Source organism: Pseudomonas sp. T1.Ur, from assembly GCF_023516725.1.
GTDB classification, from domain to species: domain Bacteria; phylum Pseudomonadota; class Gammaproteobacteria; order Pseudomonadales; family Pseudomonadaceae; genus Aquipseudomonas; species Aquipseudomonas alvandae.
Map to the genome: position 1 here is coordinate 2,772,682 of NZ_JAMGSN010000001.1, position 19,988 is coordinate 2,792,669.

The window sequence follows — 19,988 nt, forward strand, 5'->3', positions numbered from 1 at the left end:
TTCTACGCCTTATTGGGAAGATTAGCCTTGTTGGCAGGGGCTGCTAGAAGCCCCGCTACTGTTGAGGCGAGAAGACTAGGACTCTGTGTAGAGTTCCGCTTATTCCACACAGCACGGGCATCCCTCATAATGCAAATCATGTAATAGTCGGAAACAATCTCCCCCTGCTGCTCCATGTTGTAATCAGAAAAAACCCCGCCGGCACTCAAAATATACTTGTACGCCTCTGCCCCGCGACTACTCACTGACATACCTTTATGTTTCACAGGATAGCCAAGTTGATGCTGCCAAACATGAGTCATCTCATGCATAAACAAAGCCTTGTACTCGCCGTCTATCGTGTTGGAGAAATCGTCCCTGTAGTACTCGGTACTTGCTGGGTAGTACATCTCCCCATTGGGTGTAACAGCCGTATTCTGGAATCCCAGAAACAACCACCACCCACCGTGATGTACTTTGACTTTCGTATAGTTGATTGCATCCTTGAATACGGTTCTAGCCATGGCGATCTCGCCCGCAGTCAGCGCTCGTTTTTTGCCTTCAGGCAGCGGGATGTTTCGGGTGGAGGTGCCGACATTCGTGTCGTTGGTAGAAACGTCCAAGGACCTCAAATCAATGTCCAGTGACGTCTGAGCGTTAAGTGCCGCGCAGCAGAAAGATTCCATTTTTTCAGGAGGAAAGAGCTTCAGCTGAGTGACCTGTAAGGGTTTTTCGGTTACGAGGCGCCCCGTGTAACCCTGTTCATCCGTCACGCCTTCCACGGTGCTGCCATCCACCAAGGTGACCGAATATCTGAGATTGCTTGCCAAATCACCGTTAGGACCGATCAAGCGAAGTTGTTCGTCATAAACTGCCTCAGGCAATTCAACCCGCAAATCCCCCGGCACCAAGGTATTGACACTCATGGTCCGCCCATCCCTGTCCGTTACCCCATTGAACACATCCCCCTGTTGGGTCGTAACGCGATAGCGGGCAAACGGCATCGCTGCCTGGGCGTCGTCTTTGAGCGTATAGCCGGCGGCATAACCGGCTGGTAAAGGGGATGCGGGTGTGTTCAGGCTGGCCCCTTGGGTTTTTTCCACATGGGTGGCCTTCAGATAAATATTGCCCGGCGCACCCAATTCGATATCGCCGTTTTTCAGGCGGATGTAGGCGCCGCCACAATTGAGTACCAACTCCTGTGGAGCATTGATTTCCACGCGCCCTTGAACGCTTTCGATCTTCACGTCGGTCTTCGCCAAGGCATGAAGATCGTTGCCTTGAGCATGTAGCTCGACCTTCCCTTCGGCAGCCTTGAGTTGTAGGCCGGCTTCTTTGGCCACTACGCTGATGCCGCCCTGCGCGGTGGCGGTGATATTGTGGCCTGCGCCGATATCAGCGTTGTGCGCAGCGATGATGCCAACGCTTTCGGCGCCGGAGGCCAGGCATACGGCTTCGGGGCTGACCATGCCGATCCCGCTTGGGGCGTGCAGCAGTACGCCAGGTTGCTTCAATCCGTTGAGTGCCTGGTTCAGACGTTGCTGGCTGTCGATGTCGCTTGGCGTTGCTTGAGCGCTACGGGCCGCTTCGGCCAAGGAGCGCGCCAGGGAAAGCGCGCTTTCCAACTGTTCAATGGCGGCCGTCATATCCAGCTGTTCACCCTTGGCCTTGACCTGCTCATCCGCACTGATAAACACCCCCCTGCCACCCCGAATCGCGCCCCAGCCATCGGTGCGCAACTCAAACCCTTCCCCGCGCTTCTGCCGCTCGGCATCCACCAGATGCCCCAGGTTCAACTGGCTCTTGCCGCTGTGTTCGGTGCTGAGCTTGATGTGTTCCTCCCCGCGGGTGTCGTCCAGGCGCAGTTTGTTGTTGGTCGGGGTGCGCAGGACGTTGCGGCGCTCGTTGCGGGCGGTGACCGGGTCGGGGTGGCGGTCATCGTGCAGGGCGTGGGCGATGTAGGGGCGGTCGGGGTCGCCGTGTTCGAAGGCGATCGCCACTTCGGTGCCGGCCTGCAGCGGGAAGTGCAGGCCGTGGGTGTCGCCGCCGTAGGGCCGGGCCAGGCGCAGCCAGGCGCTTTCGCGGCCGGGTTGCCAGGTGTCGCGGTCGAACAGGAAGCGCACTTTGTAGCGGCCTTCGAAGTCGAGGTCGGCGTATGGCGGGTTGACCACCGGGTGGCTGACGCGGGCGGGAATGGTGCCGCTCATGTGCGGCTTGGGCAGCAGCGCTGGGCGAAAGCACACGGTTTCCGAGTAGGGAATGGCTTGGAAGTGAGCGACGAAGCTGCGGTCGCGGGCCGCTTCGGTGCGCAGGCTGACGATCACCGCGCCGGGCTCGAAGGCCTTCGGCGGGCCGCCGGTGATGTCGAGGCGCTGCGCCGGGGCCAGGATGGCGCTGCTGGTGGTGCCGCTGAGGCGGGTCTGGTCGTTGAGGTAGAGTTCATGGCGCAGGCGGGCGTAGAAGAAACCGCTTTCGCTTTGCAGGTCTTCGTCCAGGGCGTAGCGCTCGCCCAGCACCGTGTAGGGTTCGCCGTAGTGATAGGCCTCGCCGTAGGTGCCCTTGGCGCCTCGGGTGTGGTCGACTTCGCCGTCCAGGAAGGCATGGGCCTCGCGGTGATGGTAGGCGCGAAAATTGATGGTTTGCTCGACCATCCGGTGGGCGGTCTGCAGGTTCCAGACGGCGTCCTGGCCATCGGCGGACAAGCCGGACGGCGGGCGGCACGGCAACGTGACGCCGCGCTGGTAGTGCCGCTGGTCGTCGTGAAATTCCACCACGTCGATGTTCAGGCGATCGTCGCTGGTGACGCGGTACCAGATGCCGACCTCGGCCAGCAGGCGCTCGACGAAGGCCAGGTCGCTCTCGTCGTATTGCATGACCTGTTCGCGCCGGGGGTACTGGCGCACCAGGTTGAAATAGAACTCCTCGCCACGAAAATCGTGGCGCGTGCGCAGGATGTGCTCGACGATCTCGGGCACCGACTGCTGCTGGTAGATCCGAAACTGCTTGCCGCGCCCAAGCCGCGCGAAACGCGGTTGCAAGGTGATTTCATAGCGGGCTTCGTCGTTGGAGCCGGACAGGCGCTTGAAGCCTGAGATCACCCCATGAAAGGCGCGCAATGGCTTGATCACCGGCGGCGTGAAGCCCTTGGGCGTCGGCGGTGGCGGCACGGCGTACAGGTTGAAATAACCCCACCGGTTGAGCACGTCGGTGGCCGCCAGGTCGCGCTCGGTGCAGGTGAATTCGATGCGGTAGAGGTAGGGACGACTCAGGTGCTCCTCGCCGGTGAAGGCGAGGACGTCGAGGTGGGCGTCGAGGCCGGAGATTCGCAGGGTGTGGCGGCTGTGGTCGAAGAAGGTCGGCATGGGCATGTTCATTGCGCAGGCTCCTCGACAGTCTCGGCGGTGTCCGCGCCATCGACGAAGTGCAGGGTAATCCCCTCCTCCTGGCAATAACCCAGGCGCACCCCGCGTGTGCGCAACTGCGCGGCCCGACGTTGCAGCAATTGTTGGCTCAGCACCGGCAGGATCTGTTCGTTGAGCAGGCTGTCGATGTTGCGCGCCCCGGTGTCGGGCAGCAGGCAAGCCGCAACCAAGGCCTCGCTCAGGGCGTCATCGATGTCACAGTCCAAGCCGTAGTGGCGCTGCAAACGCTTGGCCACCTGATCGAGCTTGAGGGCGACGATGCATTGCAGGGCGTCGACGTGCAGCGGGCGATAGATGAGCGTCTGGAAGCGTGCCAGCAGGGCCGGCTGGAAGTGTTCGCGCAGGATCGGCCGCATGAGCTCATGCAGCGTGCTGTCCGGTGCGTCGGGTTGCCCCTGCAGACAGGCTTGCAGTGCGTCGCTGCCCAGGTTGGAGGTCATGAGGATGACGGTGTTGCGAAAGTCGATCTCGCGCCCTTCTCCGTCACGCATGAAACCGCGATCGAAAACCTGGTAGAACAGGTTGAGCACGTCGTGGTGGGCTTTTTCCACCTCGTCGAGCAGCACGACGCTGTAGGGCTGTTGGCGCACGGCTTCGGTCAGCACACCGCCCTGCCCATACCCCACGTAACCGGGCGGCGAGCCTTTGAGCTGACTGACGGTGTGGGCTTCCTGATATTCGGAAAGGTTGAGCGTGATGAGCGCTTTTTCCCCGCCAAACAGGCTGTCGGCCAGGGCCAGGGCGGTTTCGGTCTTGCCGACGCCGCTGGTGCCCACCAACAGGAAGACGCCCAGGGGCCCCTTGTCATCGGTGAGCCCTGTCTTCGCCGCCCGCAGGCGCTGGGCCAGCGCATTGAGTGCCGGGGCCTGGCCGATGACGCGCTCGGCCAATTGTTGTTCCAGCTCCAGCAGGTTGGTTTGTTCATCCTTGAGCAGGCTGCCCAGGGGCACACCGGTCCAATCGGCGATCACTTCAGCCACGCTGCGGGCATCGACGTCGAGGAACAACAAGGGTTGCTTGCCCTGGATTGCGTCCAGTTGCCGCTGCAACCGCGCGCACTCGGCCCGTTGCATGGGCTCGGCCTCGCGAGCGTCGAGCAGCTGTTGGGACAACTTAAGCACTTGGCTGTATTGACACTCCAGCTCGACCCGAGCGTGTTCCAGCTCGGCGTGTTGCGCAGCGATTTGCATCAGCCGTTCGGTGTCGACGCTACCGCCCAGGCCTTGGTCCGCGTCCAGGGCCTGGCGCTCCAGTTCGAGGGCGACTTGTCGCGCCTTGATCCGGACCAGCGCCTGGGGTTCGCAATCGACACTCATGCGCACCCGTGCGCAGGCAGTGTCCAGCAGGTCGACGGCTTTGTCCGGCAACTGGCGCCCCGTGAGGTAGCGCCGCGACAGGCTGACGGCAGCCTGCACCGCCGCATCCTGGATGTGCACACCGTGGTGGCTGGCGTACCGGGCCTTGAGCCCACGCAACATCAGGCAGGCATTGGCGTCATCCGGCTCGTCGACCTTGACCTGCTGGAAGCGTCGCTCCAATGCGGCATCACGTTCGAAATATTGTTTGTATTCGCTCCAGGTGGTGGCGGCGATGGTGCGCAACTCGCCACGGGCCAAGGCGGGCTTGAGCAGGTTTGCCGCATCCGCGCCCCCCGCCTGGTTGCCGGCGCCGATCAGCGTATGGGCTTCATCGATAAACAGCAGGATCGGGGTTTCAGAGTGCTGCACCGCATCGATCACGCTCTTGAGGCGCTGCTCGAATTCGCCCTTTACCCCGGCGCCGGCCTGCAACAACCCCAAGTCCAGCGCCCGCACACTGACCGACTTGAGGCTGTCGGGCACGTCGCCCTGGGCGATGCGCAGCGCCAGTCCTTCGACCAGCGCGGTCTTGCCCACGCCGGGCTCGCCGACCAGGATCGGATTGTTCTTGCGTCGGCGACTCAAGATGTCGATGACCTGGCGTATTTCATCGTCGCGACCGAACACCGGATCGATCTGCCCTTCCCCGGCCCGGGCAGTGAGGTCCTGGGTGAATCTGTCCAACAGCGCCCGCCGTGCATCGGGCATCGCGGTAGCGCCGGCGGCAGACTCGCTCAGCATCCCCTCCGTCCCGCCGACGACGAGCGCTTGCGCATCGGGACGCTCTTCGGAGATGTGATCCAGCAACCCGGACAACCGCTGCAACTGCGGCTCGCCAAGGCTGAGCAATGGCCAGGCCGCTTCGCAGGCCAGCAGGCCGGGCGCGTCCATCAACGCCCCCAGCAGATGGGCGGAGCGCAGCCGTTCGTTGTCATCATCCAGCGAGGCGCGCAACCAGGCACTCTTGATCAACTGCTGCAACGGCTCCGACAGCTGTGGCTTGGCCTGGACGCTGCGCGGTAGGTTATCGAGGTGGCTGAGCAAGCCACACCAAAGCGCCTCCAGGTCCAATTCGTGACGGCGCGCGATGACGGTCAGGTCGCCTTCGCCCTGCCCCAGCAACTTGAGCAGCCAGTGCTCGATGGTGATGTGCGCATGGGCCCGGCTCTGGCACAGCGACGCCGCGTCGCTCAGGGCTTGGGCGCAATAGGGATTCAGACGGCGAAGCAGACGCGTGGGGCTCTGTACCATGGGTGGCATCCTTGTGCGGGTTTCGGTAGTGATCGGGCAGCGATGGGCGAAAAACGGATGTGCTTGGCTGAGCGCCCGCGAACGGACGCTCAACCCAGCACACCGGCAATCGACAGGCGCAGGCGGCCTGTCGATGCCCGCGCATCAGGCGCTTTGGCGCTCGCTCCAGGAATCGGAGTGGATGATGTTGCCGTCCTTGTAGGTCCAGGTGACCTTCTCGTAGCGCAACTCAATCTGTTCCAGGTGGTTGTGCTTCTCCTTGGTCGGGTCCTTGATGTCGTGCATTTTTGGCGCGACCTTCACCACCTTGACGTTCTCCAGCTTGGTGATGAAGTACTCGACTTCCTGCCCGGCATCATCGATGCGGTACCACTTGAACTCGGCGCTCTTGAGGGTCTGGCCGGTGGTCACGGCCTTATAGAGGTAGGGACTGGAAGCGTCGATTTCCTTGGAAAACAGGAACGGCGTGTGAACCCGAGCGCCCGTCAGCTTGCCAGTGCTGTTGTCGGTCGGGATGTACAGGCTGTGGTCCTGGGCGATGACTTCAATGCTGCCCTCGCGCTTTTGCACGTCCACCGAACCCTTGATCTCTGCGCCGCCGTCATCTTGCAGCCAGAGGTAAACGGGAATTGCCATGTGAAGCTCCTTTTCATAGATCGTCGCGGGATGCGACGGGGGGGTGACTGTCCGGCCCTGTCGTGGGGAATGCGCAAGCACCCACCTCAGGTACCAGACGGATATCGACGCGACGGTTGGCTGCGCGCCCCGCCTCGGTATCATTGCCGGCAATCGGTTGGCTGGCGCCGAACCCCTGCACGGCAAAACAGCTGTCGGGAATGCCGCCCACCTGCAGCATCCATTCATGCACGGCGGCAGCACGCTCGCGGGACAACCGCAGGTTCTGCGCGGCATCGCCCGTGGCATCGGTGTGCCCGGCGATGACGATCAACCAGCCGGGTTGGGCCTTGATCCCGACCAGCGCATTGATCAGCACCTTGGTGGAGTCCGGCTTGAGCCGCGCGCTGCCCGGACTGAACAGCGACAAGCTGTCCAGTCTCACCGGCTGGGAAGCCGGCAAAGTCATGGACCCGGACGACGTCCGGCGATGGGAAAGAACCGCCAGCAACGGCTCACGCAGAGGGGCACCGCGATACAGCCCCAGGCCCAACGACAGGGGCTCGCCATGTCGGTGATAAGTGTCCAGGCGATGCGCGGCTTCACTGAGGATGGCCTCGGCTTCCTGTCGCCGAGGGGAGGTTCGTTGCAGTTGCGACTCCACCGCCAGGAGCGGCGCATAACGACGCAGGTCGTCAGTCACTTGGCGCACCAGCAAGGTGTTCTGCCATGCCGAATTGACCAGGGCGACCGCACCAGCGATTCCGAACATCCACATCGCAAGGATGCTGGCGTGCTGTCGAGACGTACGCTGGGCACGCAATGGAATCAGGCTCAGCACAGGATCCGGAAACGGCAACATCGCCTTCGTGATGGCTCGCCTGGGGTCGACCAGTGCCACCTTGTCGCGTAGCCGCTGCTCCCAGAGACTCCCTTCCACCCCCCCAGTCAATGCGGGTACCGGCCTGATGACCCAGCACACCGCCGAGCCTCGACCAGCACCGACGGCACGTGCATTGAAGTGCGGCAGCACGCTCTCGTGCAGCCATTGCACTGCGTTGTTCAACTGCACGCCGACCTGCATCCGCATCGCCCGTAAGGCTGAGTCGGTGGGCTGCCGGAGCCAATCGGCCAAGTCGACACTGGCTCCCGCATCAAGAACGCGAGGACTCGGCTGGCCACCCGTCCAACAGAACCACGGAGCCTCGCCCCGCGATGCATGGAAATAACTCACCATCGTCAGCGGCATTGACGCACCCTGCCCCGCCAGCGTGGCTTGATGACGAAACGTCCGTATCCACCCCGCCAGTTCAGCTTCATCGCTGTGTGCCGCGGGGTTGATGATGAACATGACGCTGAGCTGGGCGCCCCATCCCGGACGCAAGGCCAGGATGCTCTCGGTCACGTTGGGGAGCTGATCGGGCGCCGGTACACGTACGTAGCAACCTTGATGGGTCACCCGTACGGCCAACTCCAGTTCGGGGATACTGCCGAACAAACCGTCCAAGCCATCGCCGCAGACCAGCACCACAGGCCGACGAAACGAGGCTGGGGGCACGGACACGTTGGCGGCGAGTTTCACCGATTCACGCAAACGCGCGACACGCCGGTCGGCCACGACCCACCCCACCGCCGTGACACTCACCATGCCCAGCATGACAACCACGCGTATCCATGTGGCAAGCGGGAGCATGAGCAGCAACGCCAGGACAAGGCTCCCGGCCCAAAGCCAAAGGACTCGTTGCAACTGGATTGTCATAAGGCCCCTCACGCCTGGCCGGGCATGAGGGAAGCAACCACGCCGGTCAGCCAGCGGTCCATCGTCCACCAGACGCCGGCGAGCAGTAGCGCCACCGCCATGCCGTGCATCCAGGGGGATCGGTACCGGGCCAGGCGACCGCCCTTTCGGGTCACCAGGTTTGCGCTGACTTTCAGGGAGGTCACCCGTGCCTCGAGGGCCTCCAATATTTGCTCGCGCTCAGGGTTGGCAAGGTCCACGTAACGACCTTTGAAACCCAGCATCAGGACTCGATGAAACACGGTCAGCACCCGCGGATCCGGTGACGATTCGCGCAACACCAGGCGAATCTCCTCGTAGAGCGACTCACCGGCCTGATGCCGGTTGAACAACTTGGCCTGCAGCGGTTCACAGGTCCACTCAGTCCGTACCTCCCCCTTGGTACAGAGGAGCACCGCCTCATCCAGCAGTGCGCATTGGGCGTGGTTGATGTGCTCGATGTCGCGCGGGTCCATGGCGATCTGTTCAAGCTGCTCCCGGACCTGTTCGACCTGGTTCAGGCAAAGTTGTTGCAGAGCCTTGGTGTCCGGCACCGACAGGCCCTGGCGTAGCTGGACCACCAGCAAATAGCTGTCCTGGAGCAAGGCGTCGATATCCGTCGTCAGTGCGCCTGGTTTTTTCGAGAAATTCAGAGTCATGTGCGTAGCACCGCAAACAGTTCAAGTTGGACTTGCGACAAGGTGCTGGGCACGTAGCAAGCGAAAGTCCCCGAAGTCAGCATGGCTTGCCCCTTGGGATGGCCAAGGTCGAGGGCGAAGTATTGGTTTTCCAGGCGCAGCGGGATGGCCGCCGGCACATGGCTGAGGGGTTTCAGCGGGACACCATCGAGCGCCGCATTGATCAGCTCGTCGACATCCGCCGGCGCGCCGATTTTGCATAGGCGAGGAAACTGGTCCTGAAGCTGTGCCGCCGGTAACTGGCACCGCACCGACAGGTAGAAGTCAGCCCCGCCGGGCTCACGAAGCCGAGCATCGTTGAGCGTCACTTGCCAGCGATTGGCGCTGTGCTCCAGCGCCAGGGCGATGACACGCGACGGCAGGCTGGCTTCCAGCAACGTCGCGATACAACGCATCAGCGGCGGGAACACCGTTTCCAGGTGTTCATGGCGATAGGCTGGAATCTTGTCGATGTCGTGTTCCAGCGAAAACGTCAGCAGGCTGCCGGCCAGCTTGGCCAGTTCCAGGTAGACCTGCTCGGGGTGGCGTTGGGGATACGCCTTGAGATCGGCCAGCACCGGCTGGTAGGTGTTCAAGGCATTGAGCAACCAGAACAACGACACATCGGCGACGGCGAAATCGGCCATGCGCTGGTTGCTTTCCCGACGCATGCCCATGAGGCGCTGTCGCTTGGCGGACAACTGCGTCAACAGGTTGTCCAGCTGGACCAGCAGCCCCGGATGCGCGGCAAAACTGAGCAGCGGCGGCACATAGGCCGGATCAAGACTCCACCTGTCCTGCCCTTCACGCACCAGGCGCGCGATGGGACAGGTCAGGTAGTCGCCGTTGTCGTCCTTGTCCAGACGCAGCGTCAGCGCGTGTTCCAGCACCGCGATCGACTGGACTTCGTCTGCATACAAATCCTGAACCGGTCGCCAGTCCTGGCGATAGCGGGTTGGCCGGTCAGCCCGCCCCTCCTGCATCAGGCAGTTGTTGCCGTTGGCCTGCTCCAAGGGCAAGGCCAGCAGCACGAGTGCCTGCCCGGCGTCGTCGCTCATCAACCGCGACAACTCCAGCCCCGGCGGCAGGCGATCCACCCGTTCACTGTCGAGCAGGCTGCCGTCGGGCATGCGCACGCCCAGGCGGGTAGCCTTGAGCTTGCCCAGGCGCAATGCGTCGGCGTCGAACTCAACAGCCTTCACGCCCCAAGGGTGGGCCAAGGCCAGGCTGGCGAGCTGCTCGTTGACCCACGCTTCCCAGCGCGCTTGTTGCTGAAACTGTTGCGCAGACAATAGGGTGCCGGACGTCCACAAGGGACGATCGATTTTCATGGCGTCGTTTCCTCGGGGTTAGGTCAGGCTTTCGCCTTGGGCATTTGCGAAACCAGCGACAGGTTGACGTCCATGCCCTCGACCTGAAAGTGCGGCACGGCGTACAACTTGACCCGGAAGAAACCAGGGTTGTCCTCGATGTCTTCCACCGTCACCTTGGCATCACGCAGGGGGTGCGAGGCCTGCAGGGCATCGCCGGGATCGGTCATTTCAGTCACCAGCCCGCCGATCCATTTATTGAGCTCCAACTCCAGCAAGCGACGGTCCTTGGTGGTCCCGATGTTTTCGCGCTGGATCAATTTCAGGTAATGGGCAATGCGCGAGAGCAGGAAGATATAAGGCAGGCGCGCATTGATGCGGCTGTTGGCGGTGGCATCCGGCGTGTCGTACAACGCAGGTTTCTGGGCTGAACTGGCGGAGAAGAAACAGGCGTAGTCGCGGTTCTTGTAATACGACAGGGGAATGAAGCCGAGATTGGCGAATTCGAACTCGCGGGTTTCCGGGATCATCACCTCCGAAGGAATCTTGACCTGGTTGCCGGTACCCAGGTCATACAAGTGGATCGGCAGGTCGGTGACCGCGCCACCCGACTGAGGCCCACGAATCTGCACGCACCAACCGTTGGCGATAAAGCTCTTGACCATGTTGGCGGCAAACGCGAAGGACGCGTTGGTCCACAAATATTTGTCGTGATCAGGGCCCTTGACGCTTTCGACGTAGTTGAAGCTGCGCACGGGAATCGTATCCGGCCCATAGGGCAAGCGCCCCAGGACCCGCGGCATGGTCAGGCCGACGTAACGCGCATCGTCACTGTCACGGAAGGCCTTCCACTTGATGTACTCGGCTCGATCGAAGTAATTGCCGATGTCCTTGATGGCGGCCACCTCCTCCATGGATTGCTTGCCAAAGAATGCCGGCCCCACCGAACCGATAAAGGGCATGTGCGCCGCCGCGGCCACTTTCGAGATATTGCGCAGCAAGGCGATGTCCTGCGGGCTGCGATCGAATTCGTAATTGGAAATGGCGGCCGCGATTGGCTCCCCGCCTGGCGTGTCGTATTCGCGGGTGTAGGTATGCAGGTACAGGCCGCTCTGGGCGATTTCGGGGGCGTCTTCAAAATCCCGCACCAGGTCAGTCTTGCTGATATCCAGCAATTCGATGCGCACGTTCTGGCGAAAATCCGTCTGGTCGATCAAGGACTTGACGCCGCGCCAGGTTGATTCGACGCGTTGGAAGTCCGGGTGATGCATGACCGCATCGAGTTGACGACTGATCTGCGTGTCCAGCGAAGCGATATGCTCGTCGAGGAGCACTTTGTCCAATCGCTCCACTTTCTGCGGTGATTCCTTGAGCAACTTCAGGAACACGCTGACCGCGGCGGTGACTCGCTCATCAACCGATGCCTCGGACAACGCCTCGGCGTGCTGGAAAGTTTCGATACTTCCCAGCTCAGCGACAGGGTTCAAGTTTATCTTGCTGAACAGCGCCGCATAAACGCCCTTGTCTTCAGCCAACACTGTAGCGCCGCGCGATTGCACGTTAGAACTTTCAGTAGACATATATAGTTACTCTTATGGCCTGCCGGCGAAATGAATTAGCGGACTTCTTTTGGCGCCAATGCCGCCAATTCGGTTCGGAGTTCATCACTGAGGGCATCATCCTGGAGGATGCGCTCCAATTCGTGACGGAAGGTCATGTTGTCCAGCAGGTTCGACTTCAGGTCGCGCAACAGGTTGCGCATGGCCAACAACGCCCGTAACTGCGGAATCTGGCGGGCCACTTGCTCCGGCTCAAAATCCTTCATCCGTTGAAAACTCAGTTCAACGGACATATCCGCCCCATCACCCGTCAGCGTATTGCACGCAGCGAATGCCAGGCGGGGGGAGAATTCCTCAAGGACGTTGTCGACGTTGTGTTTATCGATATTGACCTTGCCCCTCTCCGATAACGGGCGCTGCTCCCTGCCATGACTGTAGTCCCCCATCACCATCAGCTTCAGCGGCAATTCAACTTTTTTCTGTGCGCCCCCAGTGTGTAGATCGAGCTTGATATTGACCCTGCTTTTGGGCACTTCATTTTGAAAACTGTACGACGCCATACTTGCTCCTTTGAAATATTGTCAAGACAATGATTGAACATCTTCGTTGCTCTTCATCTGCATCCTGCATTCACGCTTTTCGCTTTATTAATGTAGCGACGAAACACAACGCCGGATAGCCTAAATCCACCCCTTTGAACAAAAAGGAATAGGCTCACAAAAATGGGGACGAGGCCCTACAGAAAATACTTACAAAAAACGCGACATGGACGCGTAATTGCTCGAACAAACAACTTATGTAGGAAAAGAATTACAGACGCGAGATTAGGAACAGGGCGACTTTAAACATTCTTCGAAGTCTCCGTTTTGAAAGACCGATCACAAAGTCCCAGGCTTTTGTCGACCAAATGATCTATACCTTTCATAGACACGCAGTCAGGCCGACGCAACAGATGACGTGTCCGGACGAAACGAACGCGGCGAACCACTTTTGGGTGTGCTGCATCACATAACATAGGCCTGAAGCACCTGTTTACGGCGTCGCCCCGTAGAATGGGCACATTATTTTTCAATGCCTGAAGTCCCCATCATGACCCCGAGCAAGCGCGTTTCGAATCTGCCCATCAAAGCGCTATGCGGGCTTTGTCTATTGATGCCGCTGTTGGTCATGACTCATGCGGGCGGTGAGCCGTTGGAGCTGGAGCTGCATATCCCCGATGCGCCTCCGCTGACATTCGTCGACGACCCCAGGGGCCACGGGATTGCTGGCGATGTTGCCGTGGCGGCCATGGCCAAGGCAGGCTACGCGGTCAAAATCCATGTATTGCCCTGGGCCCGGGCGCAAAAGCACGTCAGCGAGGAACATGACTACCTGATCACCCCTCTCTCGCGCATTCCCACCCGTGAGGATCGTTTCACCTGGATCGCTTCGATCATGCCCATGGAGCGTGCCTTCTTCAGCCTTGACCGGCGAGTGAACAGCTTCGCCCAAGCGAGAGAAACCTACCGCAAGATCGGGGTCGGCCTCGGCAGCGCGCAAGAGGATATCCTGCGTGCCGAGGGCTTCAGCGACGAGCAGATCTACCCCCTGGCCATTGGCGACAACCCCGCCCAACTGCTGCTGATGGGGCGTATCGATGCCTGGTTCAACGGTGTCCCTGAGAGCCGTTATATCTGGCCGAAAGTGTCCAAGCGCAAATTGCTGATGAGTTCGGTTGGCAGCAGCGCCGAGCTTTACCTCGCCTGTTCACGGCAGTGTTCGCCCAAAATCGTCGAAGACTTGCGGGGGGCCGTGGAGGCCCTTCGCAAAGAAGGCGAAATCAAGCGAATCCATGACCTCTACTTGCCGTGACAAATGACAAGGCCAACCTGACGAGACATCAGCCGGATTGATAGCCTACTAACGAAAGCCCCGGACTAGAGGGCTCATCGATGGCTTATATCATTCCGAATGATAGTTACCTTTGTTTCATTCGATTCGTTCCTCTGCGCCTCGACACGCATCATCCGCCCATCTCAATACACTTGGCGGATGCTATCCATGGAACATTCACTTTCTAAATTGCGCTTTCCCCTCGCACTGTTGGCGGTGCTGGTGATCAGCGCTTGCGGCAAGCCCCCCGAAACGGCAGCTTCCATGCCGGCGGCCAAAGTCAGTGTGGCCAAGGTACTGGAGCAGCCCGTCAACGAATGGGATGAGTTCACCGGGCGCCTCGAAGCACCGGAAACCGTCGAGATTCGCCCACGTGTCTCGGGGCAGATCGATGAAGTCGCCTTCACCGAAGGCGCGCTGGTCAAGAAAGGCGACCTGCTGTTCCAGATCGACCCTCGCCCCTTCCAGGCTGAAGTGCGTCGTCTCGAAGCCCAACTGGCCCAGGCCCGCGCCACCGCGACCCGCAGCGAGAACGAGGCCCAGCGTGGCGAACGCCTGCGTTTGAGCAATGCGATTTCCGCTGAATTGGCCGATTCGCGCACCACCGCCGCCCAGGAAGCCCGCGCCGCCGTGGCGGGCATCCAGGCGCAGTTGGACCTGGCCAAGCTGAACCTGAGCTTTACCCGGGTCACCTCGCCCATCAACGGTCGTGTCAGCCGGGCGGAAATCACCGCTGGCAACCTGGTGACCGCCGATGTCACGCCGCTGACCAGCGTGGTGTCCACCGACAAGGTCTACGCCTATTTCGACGCCGACGAACGTGTCTTCCTCAAGTACACCCAACTCGCCCGCCAGGGCCAGCGCGGCCAGGCCACGCCGGTCTACATGGGCCTGTCCAACGAAGAGGGCAACCCGCACCTGGGCCAGATGAACTTCGTCGACAACCAGGTCAACCCGCAAACCGGCACCATCCGCGGTCGCGCGGTGTTCGACAACAAGGACGGCGCGTACACCCCCGGCCTCTACGCTCGGTTGAAACTGGTGGGCAGCGGCACCTATTCCGCCGTGCTGATCAACGACGAAGCCGTGGGCACCGACCTGGGCAAGAAATTCGTCCTGGTGATGGACGCGCAGAACAAGCCGGCGTACCGCGCCGTCGAGCTGGGTCCGAAGATCGAAGGCCTGCGCATCGTTCGCAACGGCTTGAACAAGGACGACACCATCATCGTCAAGGGGCTGCAACGGGCCCGTCCGGGTTCGCCGGTTACGCCTGAAACCGTGCCGATGGCCAGCGAGCAAACCCTCGCCGCCCTGGCACAACAACGTAAAGCGCTCGAAGCCAGCAACCTGCCACAAGTCGCGCCGTCCAAGGCAGCGTCCAGCTCGGCAGGCAAACTGGCCTCTGCGTCCCCACGCGGTTAAGGGACTGAATCCAAGATGAAATTTTCCCAGTTCTTCATTTCGCGGCCGATCTTCGCAGCGGTGCTCTCGCTGCTGATCCTGATCGCCGGCGCCATCTCGCTGTTCCAGTTGCCGATTAGCGAATACCCGGAAGTCGTGCCGCCGACCGTGGTCGTGCGCGCCAACTTCCCGGGCGCCAACCCCAAGGTCATCGGCGAAACCGTGGCCGCGCCCCTGGAACAAGCCATCACCGGTGTCGAGAACATGCTGTACATGTCCTCGCAGTCCACTGCCGACGGCAAGATCACCCTGACCATCACCTTCGCCCTCGGCACCGACTTGGACAACGCCCAGGTGCAGGTGCAGAACCGTGTCACCCGCACCGAGCCCAAGTTGCCGGAAGAAGTGACCCGCATCGGTATCACGGTGGACAAGGCATCGCCCGACCTGACCATGGTCGTGCACTTGACCTCGCCGGACAAACGCTACGACATGCTCTACCTCTCCAACTACGCCTTGCTCAATATCAAGGATGAGCTGGCGCGCCTGGGTGGCGTGGGTGACGTGCAACTGTTCGGCATGGGCGATTACTCCTTGCGGGTCTGGCTGGATCCGAACAAGACCGCTTCGCGCAACCTGACCGCCACCGACGTGGTCACGGCGATCCGTGAGCAGAACCGCCAGGTTGCCGCCGGTGCCCTGGGTGCGCCGCCAGCGCCCAACGCCACGGCGTTCCAGCTGTCGGTCAACACCCAGGGTCGCCTGGTAAACGAAGAAGAGTTCGAGAACATCATCATTCGTTCCGGCGCCAACGGTGAAATCACCCGCCTGAAGGACATCGCACGGGTAGAGCTGGGTTCCAGCCAGTACGCCCTGCGCTCGCTGCTCGATAATCAACCGGCAGTGGCAATCCCGATCTTCCAGCGTCCAGGCTCCAACGCCATCCAGATTTCCAACGATGTGCGCGCGAAAATGGACGAGCTGAAGAAGGGCTTCCCGGCCGGCATGGACTACAGCATCGTCTATGACCCGACGATCTTCGTTCGTGGCTCCATCGAAGCGGTGGTCCACACCCTGTTCGAAGCACTGATCCTCGTGGTGCTGGTGGTCATCCTGTTCCTGCAGACCTGGCGCGCCTCGATCATCCCGCTGGTCGCCGTACCGGTGTCGCTGATCGGTACATTCGCGGTCATGCACTTGTTCGGCTTCTCATTGAACGCCTTGTCGCTGTTCGGCCTGGTACTGGCGATCGGTATCGTGGTGGACGACGCCATCGTGGTGGTGGAGAACGTCGAGCGAAACATCGAATTGGGACTCACCCCCGTGGAGGCAACCAAGCGCGCCATGGGCGAAGTGACCGGCCCGATCATCGCCACCGCCCTGGTGCTGTGCGCGGTCTTCGTTCCGGCGGCGTTCATCAGTGGCCTGACGGGGCAGTTCTATAAGCAGTTCGCCCTGACCATCGCCATCTCCACGGTGATCTCGGCAGTCAACTCCCTGACCCTGTCGCCGGCCCTGGCCGCGGTGTTGCTCAAAGGCCATGACGCGCCCAAGGACCGTTTCTCCAAGTTCCTGGACAAGATCTTCGGCGGCTGGCTGTTCCGTCCGTTCAACCGGTTCTTCGAACGTGCCAGCCATGGCTACGTGGGCACCGTCGCTCGGGTGATCCGCAGCAGCGGCATCGCCCTGGTGCTCTATGCAGGCTTGATGGTGCTGACCTTCTTCGGTTTCTCCACCACGCCGACCGGCTTCGTGCCTGGCCAGGACAAGCAGTACCTGGTGGCCTTCGCCCAACTGCCGGACGCCGCGAGCCTGGACCGCACCGAAGACGTGATCAAGCGCATGTCGGACCTGGCCCTCAAGCAACCGGGTGTTGAAAGCGCGGTGGCCTTCCCGGGCCTGTCGATCAACGGTTTCACCAACAGCCCGAACGCCGGCATCGTGTTCGTCACCCTCAAGCCCTTTGACGAGCGCAAGGACCCGAGCATGTCGGCCGGCGCCATCGCCGGTGCATTGAACGGCAAATACTCGGAAATCCAGGAAGCCTACATGGCGATCTTCCCGCCGCCGCCGGTACAGGGGCTGGGCACGATCGGTGGTTTCCGCCTGCAAATCGAAGACCGGGGCAACCTGGGCTACGACGAGCTGTACAAAGAAACCATGAACATCATCACCAAGAGCCGCAGCGTGCCGGAACTGGCCGGGTTGTTCACCAGCTACACCGTGAACGTGCCGCAGGTCGATGCCGCCATCGACCGTGAAAAAGCCAAGACCCACGGCGTGGCCGTCAGCGACATCTTCGACACCCTGCAGATCTACCTGGGTTCGCTGTATGCCAACGACTTCAACCGCTTTGGCCGCACCTATCAGGTGAACGTCCAGGCCGAGCAACAGTTCCGCCTCGAATCGGACCAGATCGGCCAGCTCAAGGTACGCAACAACCGTGGCGAGATGATCCCGCTGGCGACCTTCATCAAGGTCAGCGACACCTCGGGCCCGGACCGCGTGATGCACTACAACGGTTTCATCACCGCTGAAATCAACGGCGCCGCCGCCCCGGGCTACAGCTCCGGCCAGGCCGAGAAAGCCATCGAGAAACTGCTCAAGGACGAACTGCCCAACGGCATGACCTACGAGTGGACCGACCTGACCTACCAGCAGATTCTCTCGGGCAATACCGCGCTGTTCGTGTTCCCACTTTGCGTATTGCTGGCGTTCCTGGTGCTCGCGGCGCAATACGAAAGCTGGAGCCTGCCGTTGGCGGTGATCCTGATCGTACCGATGACCCTGCTGTCGGCGATTACCGGGGTGATTCTCTCCGGTGGCGACAACAACATCTTTACCCAGATTGGCTTGATCGTACTGGTGGGACTTGCCTGTAAGAACGCGATCCTGATCGTCGAGTTCGCCAAGGACAAGCAGCTCGAAGGCCTGAACCCGCTGGCAGCCGTATTGGAAGCTTGCCGCCTGCGTCTGCGGCCGATCCTGATGACGTCGTTCGCCTTCATCATGGGCGTGGTGCCCCTGGTGTTCTCCAGCGGCGCCGGTGCCGAAATGCGCCACGCCATGGGTGTCGCGGTGTTCTCGGGGATGCTCGGCGTAACCTTCTTCGGCCTGCTGCTCACCCCAGTGTTCTACGTATTGATCCGTAACTTCGTCGAGCGCAGCGAGGCCCGCAAGGCGGCCCGTGCCTTGAAACTGGAGGCGCAACAATGAGTGTCAAAGCGTTCCTGCCGAGCTTGCTGGTGTTGGCGTTGAGCGCCTGTGCCGTGGGCCCGGACTACAAGGCGCCACAAACGGAGGCGGCGAACGTCACCACCGCCACCGACGGCGCTGCCGGCCAGAAGAACTTCGACCGCGCCCGCTTCGAAGGCGTCTGGTGGCAGCAATTCGACGACCCGACCCTCAATGCGCTGGTGACCCGTTCGCTGGAAGGCAACCGTGAGTTGCGCGTGGCCTTCGCCCGTTTGCGGGCCGCCCGGGCGATTCGCGACGACGCCAGCAATGACGTCATGCCGACCATTACCAGTCGCGCCAGCAGCGAACTGGGCAAAGGCCAGAATCCGATGGGGCAAACCGACGAGCGGGTCAACTCCGAGCGTTACGACCTGGGCCTGGACATGGCCTGGGAACTGGACTTGTTCGGACGCATCCGGCGTAACCTGGAAGCGACCGATGCCGACCAGCAAGCCGCCGAGGCCGACCTCTATCAGTTGCAGGTGACCATGATCGCCGAGCTGGTGGATGCCTACGGCCAACTGCGTGGCGCGCAACTGCGGGAGAAGATCGCCCTGGCGAACCTGCAGAACCAGCAGGAATCGCGCAAGATCACCGAAAGCCTGCGCGAAGCCGGCGTCGGCGATCAACTCGATGTGGTGCGCGCCGATGCCCGCCTGGCCGCGGTGGAAGCCAGCGTGCCGCAATTGCAGGCCGAACAGGCCCGCCAACGCAACCGCATCGCGACCTTGCTGGGCGAGCGTCCGGACAAGTTGACGGTGGATTTGAGCCCTAGACAGCTGCCGGCCATTGCCAAGGCCTTGCCGATAGGCGATCCAGGGCAATTGCTGCAACGCCGTCCCGACATCCTCAGCGCCGAGCGTCAACTGGCCGCGGCGACAGCGCGCATCGGCGTGGCCAAGGCCGACCTGTTCCCGCGGGTCAGCCTGAGTGGTTTCCTCGGCTTTACCGCCGGACGCGGCTCGCAGATCGGCTCCTCGGCGGCCAACGCCTGGGCGCTGGGCCCGAGCATTACCTGGGCCGCTTTTGACCTGGGCAGCGTGCGTGCTCGCTTGCGTGGAGCCAACGCCGAGGCGGATGGCGCCCTGGCGAACTACGAACAGCAAGTGTTGCTGGCCCTGGAAGAATCGGAAAACGCCTTCAGCGACTACGGCAAACGCCAACAGCGCCTGATCTCGCTGATCCGCCAGAGCGAATCGAGCCGCGCCGCCGCCGACCTGGCCGAGATTCGCTACCGCGAAGGCACCGAGGACTTCCTCGTGCTGCTCGACGCCCAACGTGAACGCCTGGCCGCCGAAGACAGCCAGGCCCAGGCCGAGGTGGACCTGTATCGCGGCATCGTCGCGATCTACAAGGCCCTGGGCGGTGGCTGGCAACCGGAAACCGTCGCCAGCAACTGATAACCCCCTTCCCAACCGAGCTCCTTTGGTTGGCCGCAACCAACCAATTGTTTGCCCCGCGTCTCATTCGGACGCGGGGCTTTTTTTCGCCTGTCGCCAGCCGCGGCACTTGGGAGGATATCGAGTTGGA

General features: G+C 61.5%; 12 protein-coding genes. 4 read left to right on the plus strand and 8 right to left on the minus strand.

The features are described from left to right. Positions 1-2 precede the first annotated feature (2 nt). The 8 genes from M8Q45_RS12350 to tssB all read right to left on the minus strand — a co-directional run bounded on the left by M8Q45_RS12350 (position 3) and on the right by tssB (position 12,508). Positions 3-3,353, minus strand: a complete 3,351-nt coding sequence (locus M8Q45_RS12350) for a type VI secretion system Vgr family protein (protein ID WP_249874987.1) — start codon at positions 3,351-3,353, stop codon at positions 3-5. After that, positions 3,350-6,010 (minus strand): type VI secretion system ATPase TssH, encoded by a 2,661-nt coding sequence (gene tssH, locus M8Q45_RS12355; RefSeq protein WP_249874988.1) that lies wholly within the window; start codon positions 6,008-6,010, stop codon positions 3,350-3,352. Before tssH ends, M8Q45_RS12350 begins: the two co-directional genes overlap by 4 nt. Before the next feature lie 144 nt (positions 6,011-6,154). After that, entirely contained in the window at positions 6,155-6,646 is a 492-nt protein-coding gene (locus M8Q45_RS12360) for an Hcp family type VI secretion system effector (protein WP_217861888.1), read from the minus strand. 13 nt (positions 6,647-6,659) lie between these two features. Further along, positions 6,660-8,318, minus strand: a complete 1,659-nt coding sequence (locus tag M8Q45_RS12365; protein WP_349654622.1) for an OmpA family protein — start codon at positions 8,316-8,318, stop codon at positions 6,660-6,662. Between the two features lie 74 nt (positions 8,319-8,392). Beyond that, positions 8,393-9,061 (minus strand): type VI secretion system protein TssL, short form, encoded by a 669-nt coding sequence (tssL, locus tag M8Q45_RS12370; RefSeq protein ID WP_249874990.1) that lies wholly within the window; start codon positions 9,059-9,061, stop codon positions 8,393-8,395. After that, entirely contained in the window at positions 9,058-10,410 is a 1,353-nt protein-coding gene (gene tssK / locus M8Q45_RS12375) for a type VI secretion system baseplate subunit TssK (protein ID WP_249874991.1), read from the minus strand. The genes tssL and tssK overlap by 4 nt, the downstream gene beginning before the upstream one ends. A 23-nt stretch (positions 10,411-10,433) precedes the next feature. Further along, on the minus strand, positions 10,434-11,969 hold the full coding sequence (tssC, locus tag M8Q45_RS12380) for a type VI secretion system contractile sheath large subunit (protein WP_030138667.1): 1,536 nt from the start codon (positions 11,967-11,969) through the stop codon (positions 10,434-10,436). Positions 11,970-12,004: 35 nt separating this feature from the next. Then, positions 12,005-12,508, minus strand: coding sequence for a type VI secretion system contractile sheath small subunit (gene tssB, locus M8Q45_RS12385; protein WP_249874992.1), 504 nt, complete (start codon positions 12,506-12,508; stop codon positions 12,005-12,007). Between the two features lie 529 nt (positions 12,509-13,037). Here tssB and M8Q45_RS12390 point away from each other — a divergent pair. The 4 genes from M8Q45_RS12390 to M8Q45_RS12405 all read left to right on the plus strand — a co-directional run bounded on the left by M8Q45_RS12390 (position 13,038) and on the right by M8Q45_RS12405 (position 19,858). After that, a complete protein-coding gene (locus tag M8Q45_RS12390) occupies positions 13,038-13,799 on the plus strand; it encodes a substrate-binding periplasmic protein (RefSeq protein ID WP_249874993.1) in 762 nt (253 codons plus the stop codon). Between the two features lie 189 nt (positions 13,800-13,988). Beyond that, on the plus strand, positions 13,989-15,242 hold the full coding sequence (mexE, locus tag M8Q45_RS12395; protein ID WP_249874994.1) for a multidrug efflux RND transporter periplasmic adaptor subunit MexE: 1,254 nt from the start codon (positions 13,989-13,991) through the stop codon (positions 15,240-15,242). 15 nt (positions 15,243-15,257) lie between these two features. Further along, complete coding sequence (locus M8Q45_RS12400; protein WP_030138663.1) at positions 15,258-18,437, plus strand: efflux RND transporter permease subunit; 3,180 nt, start codon at positions 15,258-15,260, stop codon at positions 18,435-18,437. Then, entirely contained in the window at positions 18,434-19,858 is a 1,425-nt protein-coding gene (locus tag M8Q45_RS12405; protein ID WP_249874995.1) for an efflux transporter outer membrane subunit, read from the plus strand. Before M8Q45_RS12400 ends, M8Q45_RS12405 begins: the two co-directional genes overlap by 4 nt. The last annotated feature ends 130 nt before the right edge of the window (positions 19,859-19,988 follow it).

What these genes read in the sequence shown, in the direction of transcription:
- tssB (WP_249874992.1), bottom strand. Translation starts at nt 12,508, where the DNA reads ATGGCGTCGTACAGTTTTCAAAATGAAGTGCCCAAAAGCAGGGTCAAT.
- tssC (WP_030138667.1), bottom strand. Translation starts at nt 11,969, where the DNA reads ATGTCTACTGAAAGTTCTAACGTGCAATCGCGCGGCGCTACAGTGTTG.
- M8Q45_RS12390 (WP_249874993.1), top strand. Translation starts at nt 13,038, where the DNA reads ATGACCCCGAGCAAGCGCGTTTCGAATCTGCCCATCAAAGCGCTATGC.
- tssH (WP_249874988.1), bottom strand. Translation starts at nt 6,010, where the DNA reads ATGGTACAGAGCCCCACGCGTCTGCTTCGCCGTCTGAATCCCTATTGC.
- mexE (WP_249874994.1), top strand. Translation starts at nt 13,989, where the DNA reads ATGGAACATTCACTTTCTAAATTGCGCTTTCCCCTCGCACTGTTGGCG.
- M8Q45_RS12360 (WP_217861888.1), bottom strand. Translation starts at nt 6,646, where the DNA reads ATGGCAATTCCCGTTTACCTCTGGCTGCAAGATGACGGCGGCGCAGAG.
- tssL (WP_249874990.1), bottom strand. Translation starts at nt 9,061, where the DNA reads ATGACTCTGAATTTCTCGAAAAAACCAGGCGCACTGACGACGGATATC.
- tssK (WP_249874991.1), bottom strand. Translation starts at nt 10,410, where the DNA reads ATGAAAATCGATCGTCCCTTGTGGACGTCCGGCACCCTATTGTCTGCG.
- M8Q45_RS12405 (WP_249874995.1), top strand. Translation starts at nt 18,434, where the DNA reads ATGAGTGTCAAAGCGTTCCTGCCGAGCTTGCTGGTGTTGGCGTTGAGC.
- M8Q45_RS12400 (WP_030138663.1), top strand. Translation starts at nt 15,258, where the DNA reads ATGAAATTTTCCCAGTTCTTCATTTCGCGGCCGATCTTCGCAGCGGTG.
- M8Q45_RS12350 (WP_249874987.1), bottom strand. Translation starts at nt 3,353, where the DNA reads ATGAACATGCCCATGCCGACCTTCTTCGACCACAGCCGCCACACCCTG.
- M8Q45_RS12365 (WP_349654622.1), bottom strand. Translation starts at nt 8,318, where the DNA reads ATGCTCCCGCTTGCCACATGGATACGCGTGGTTGTCATGCTGGGCATG.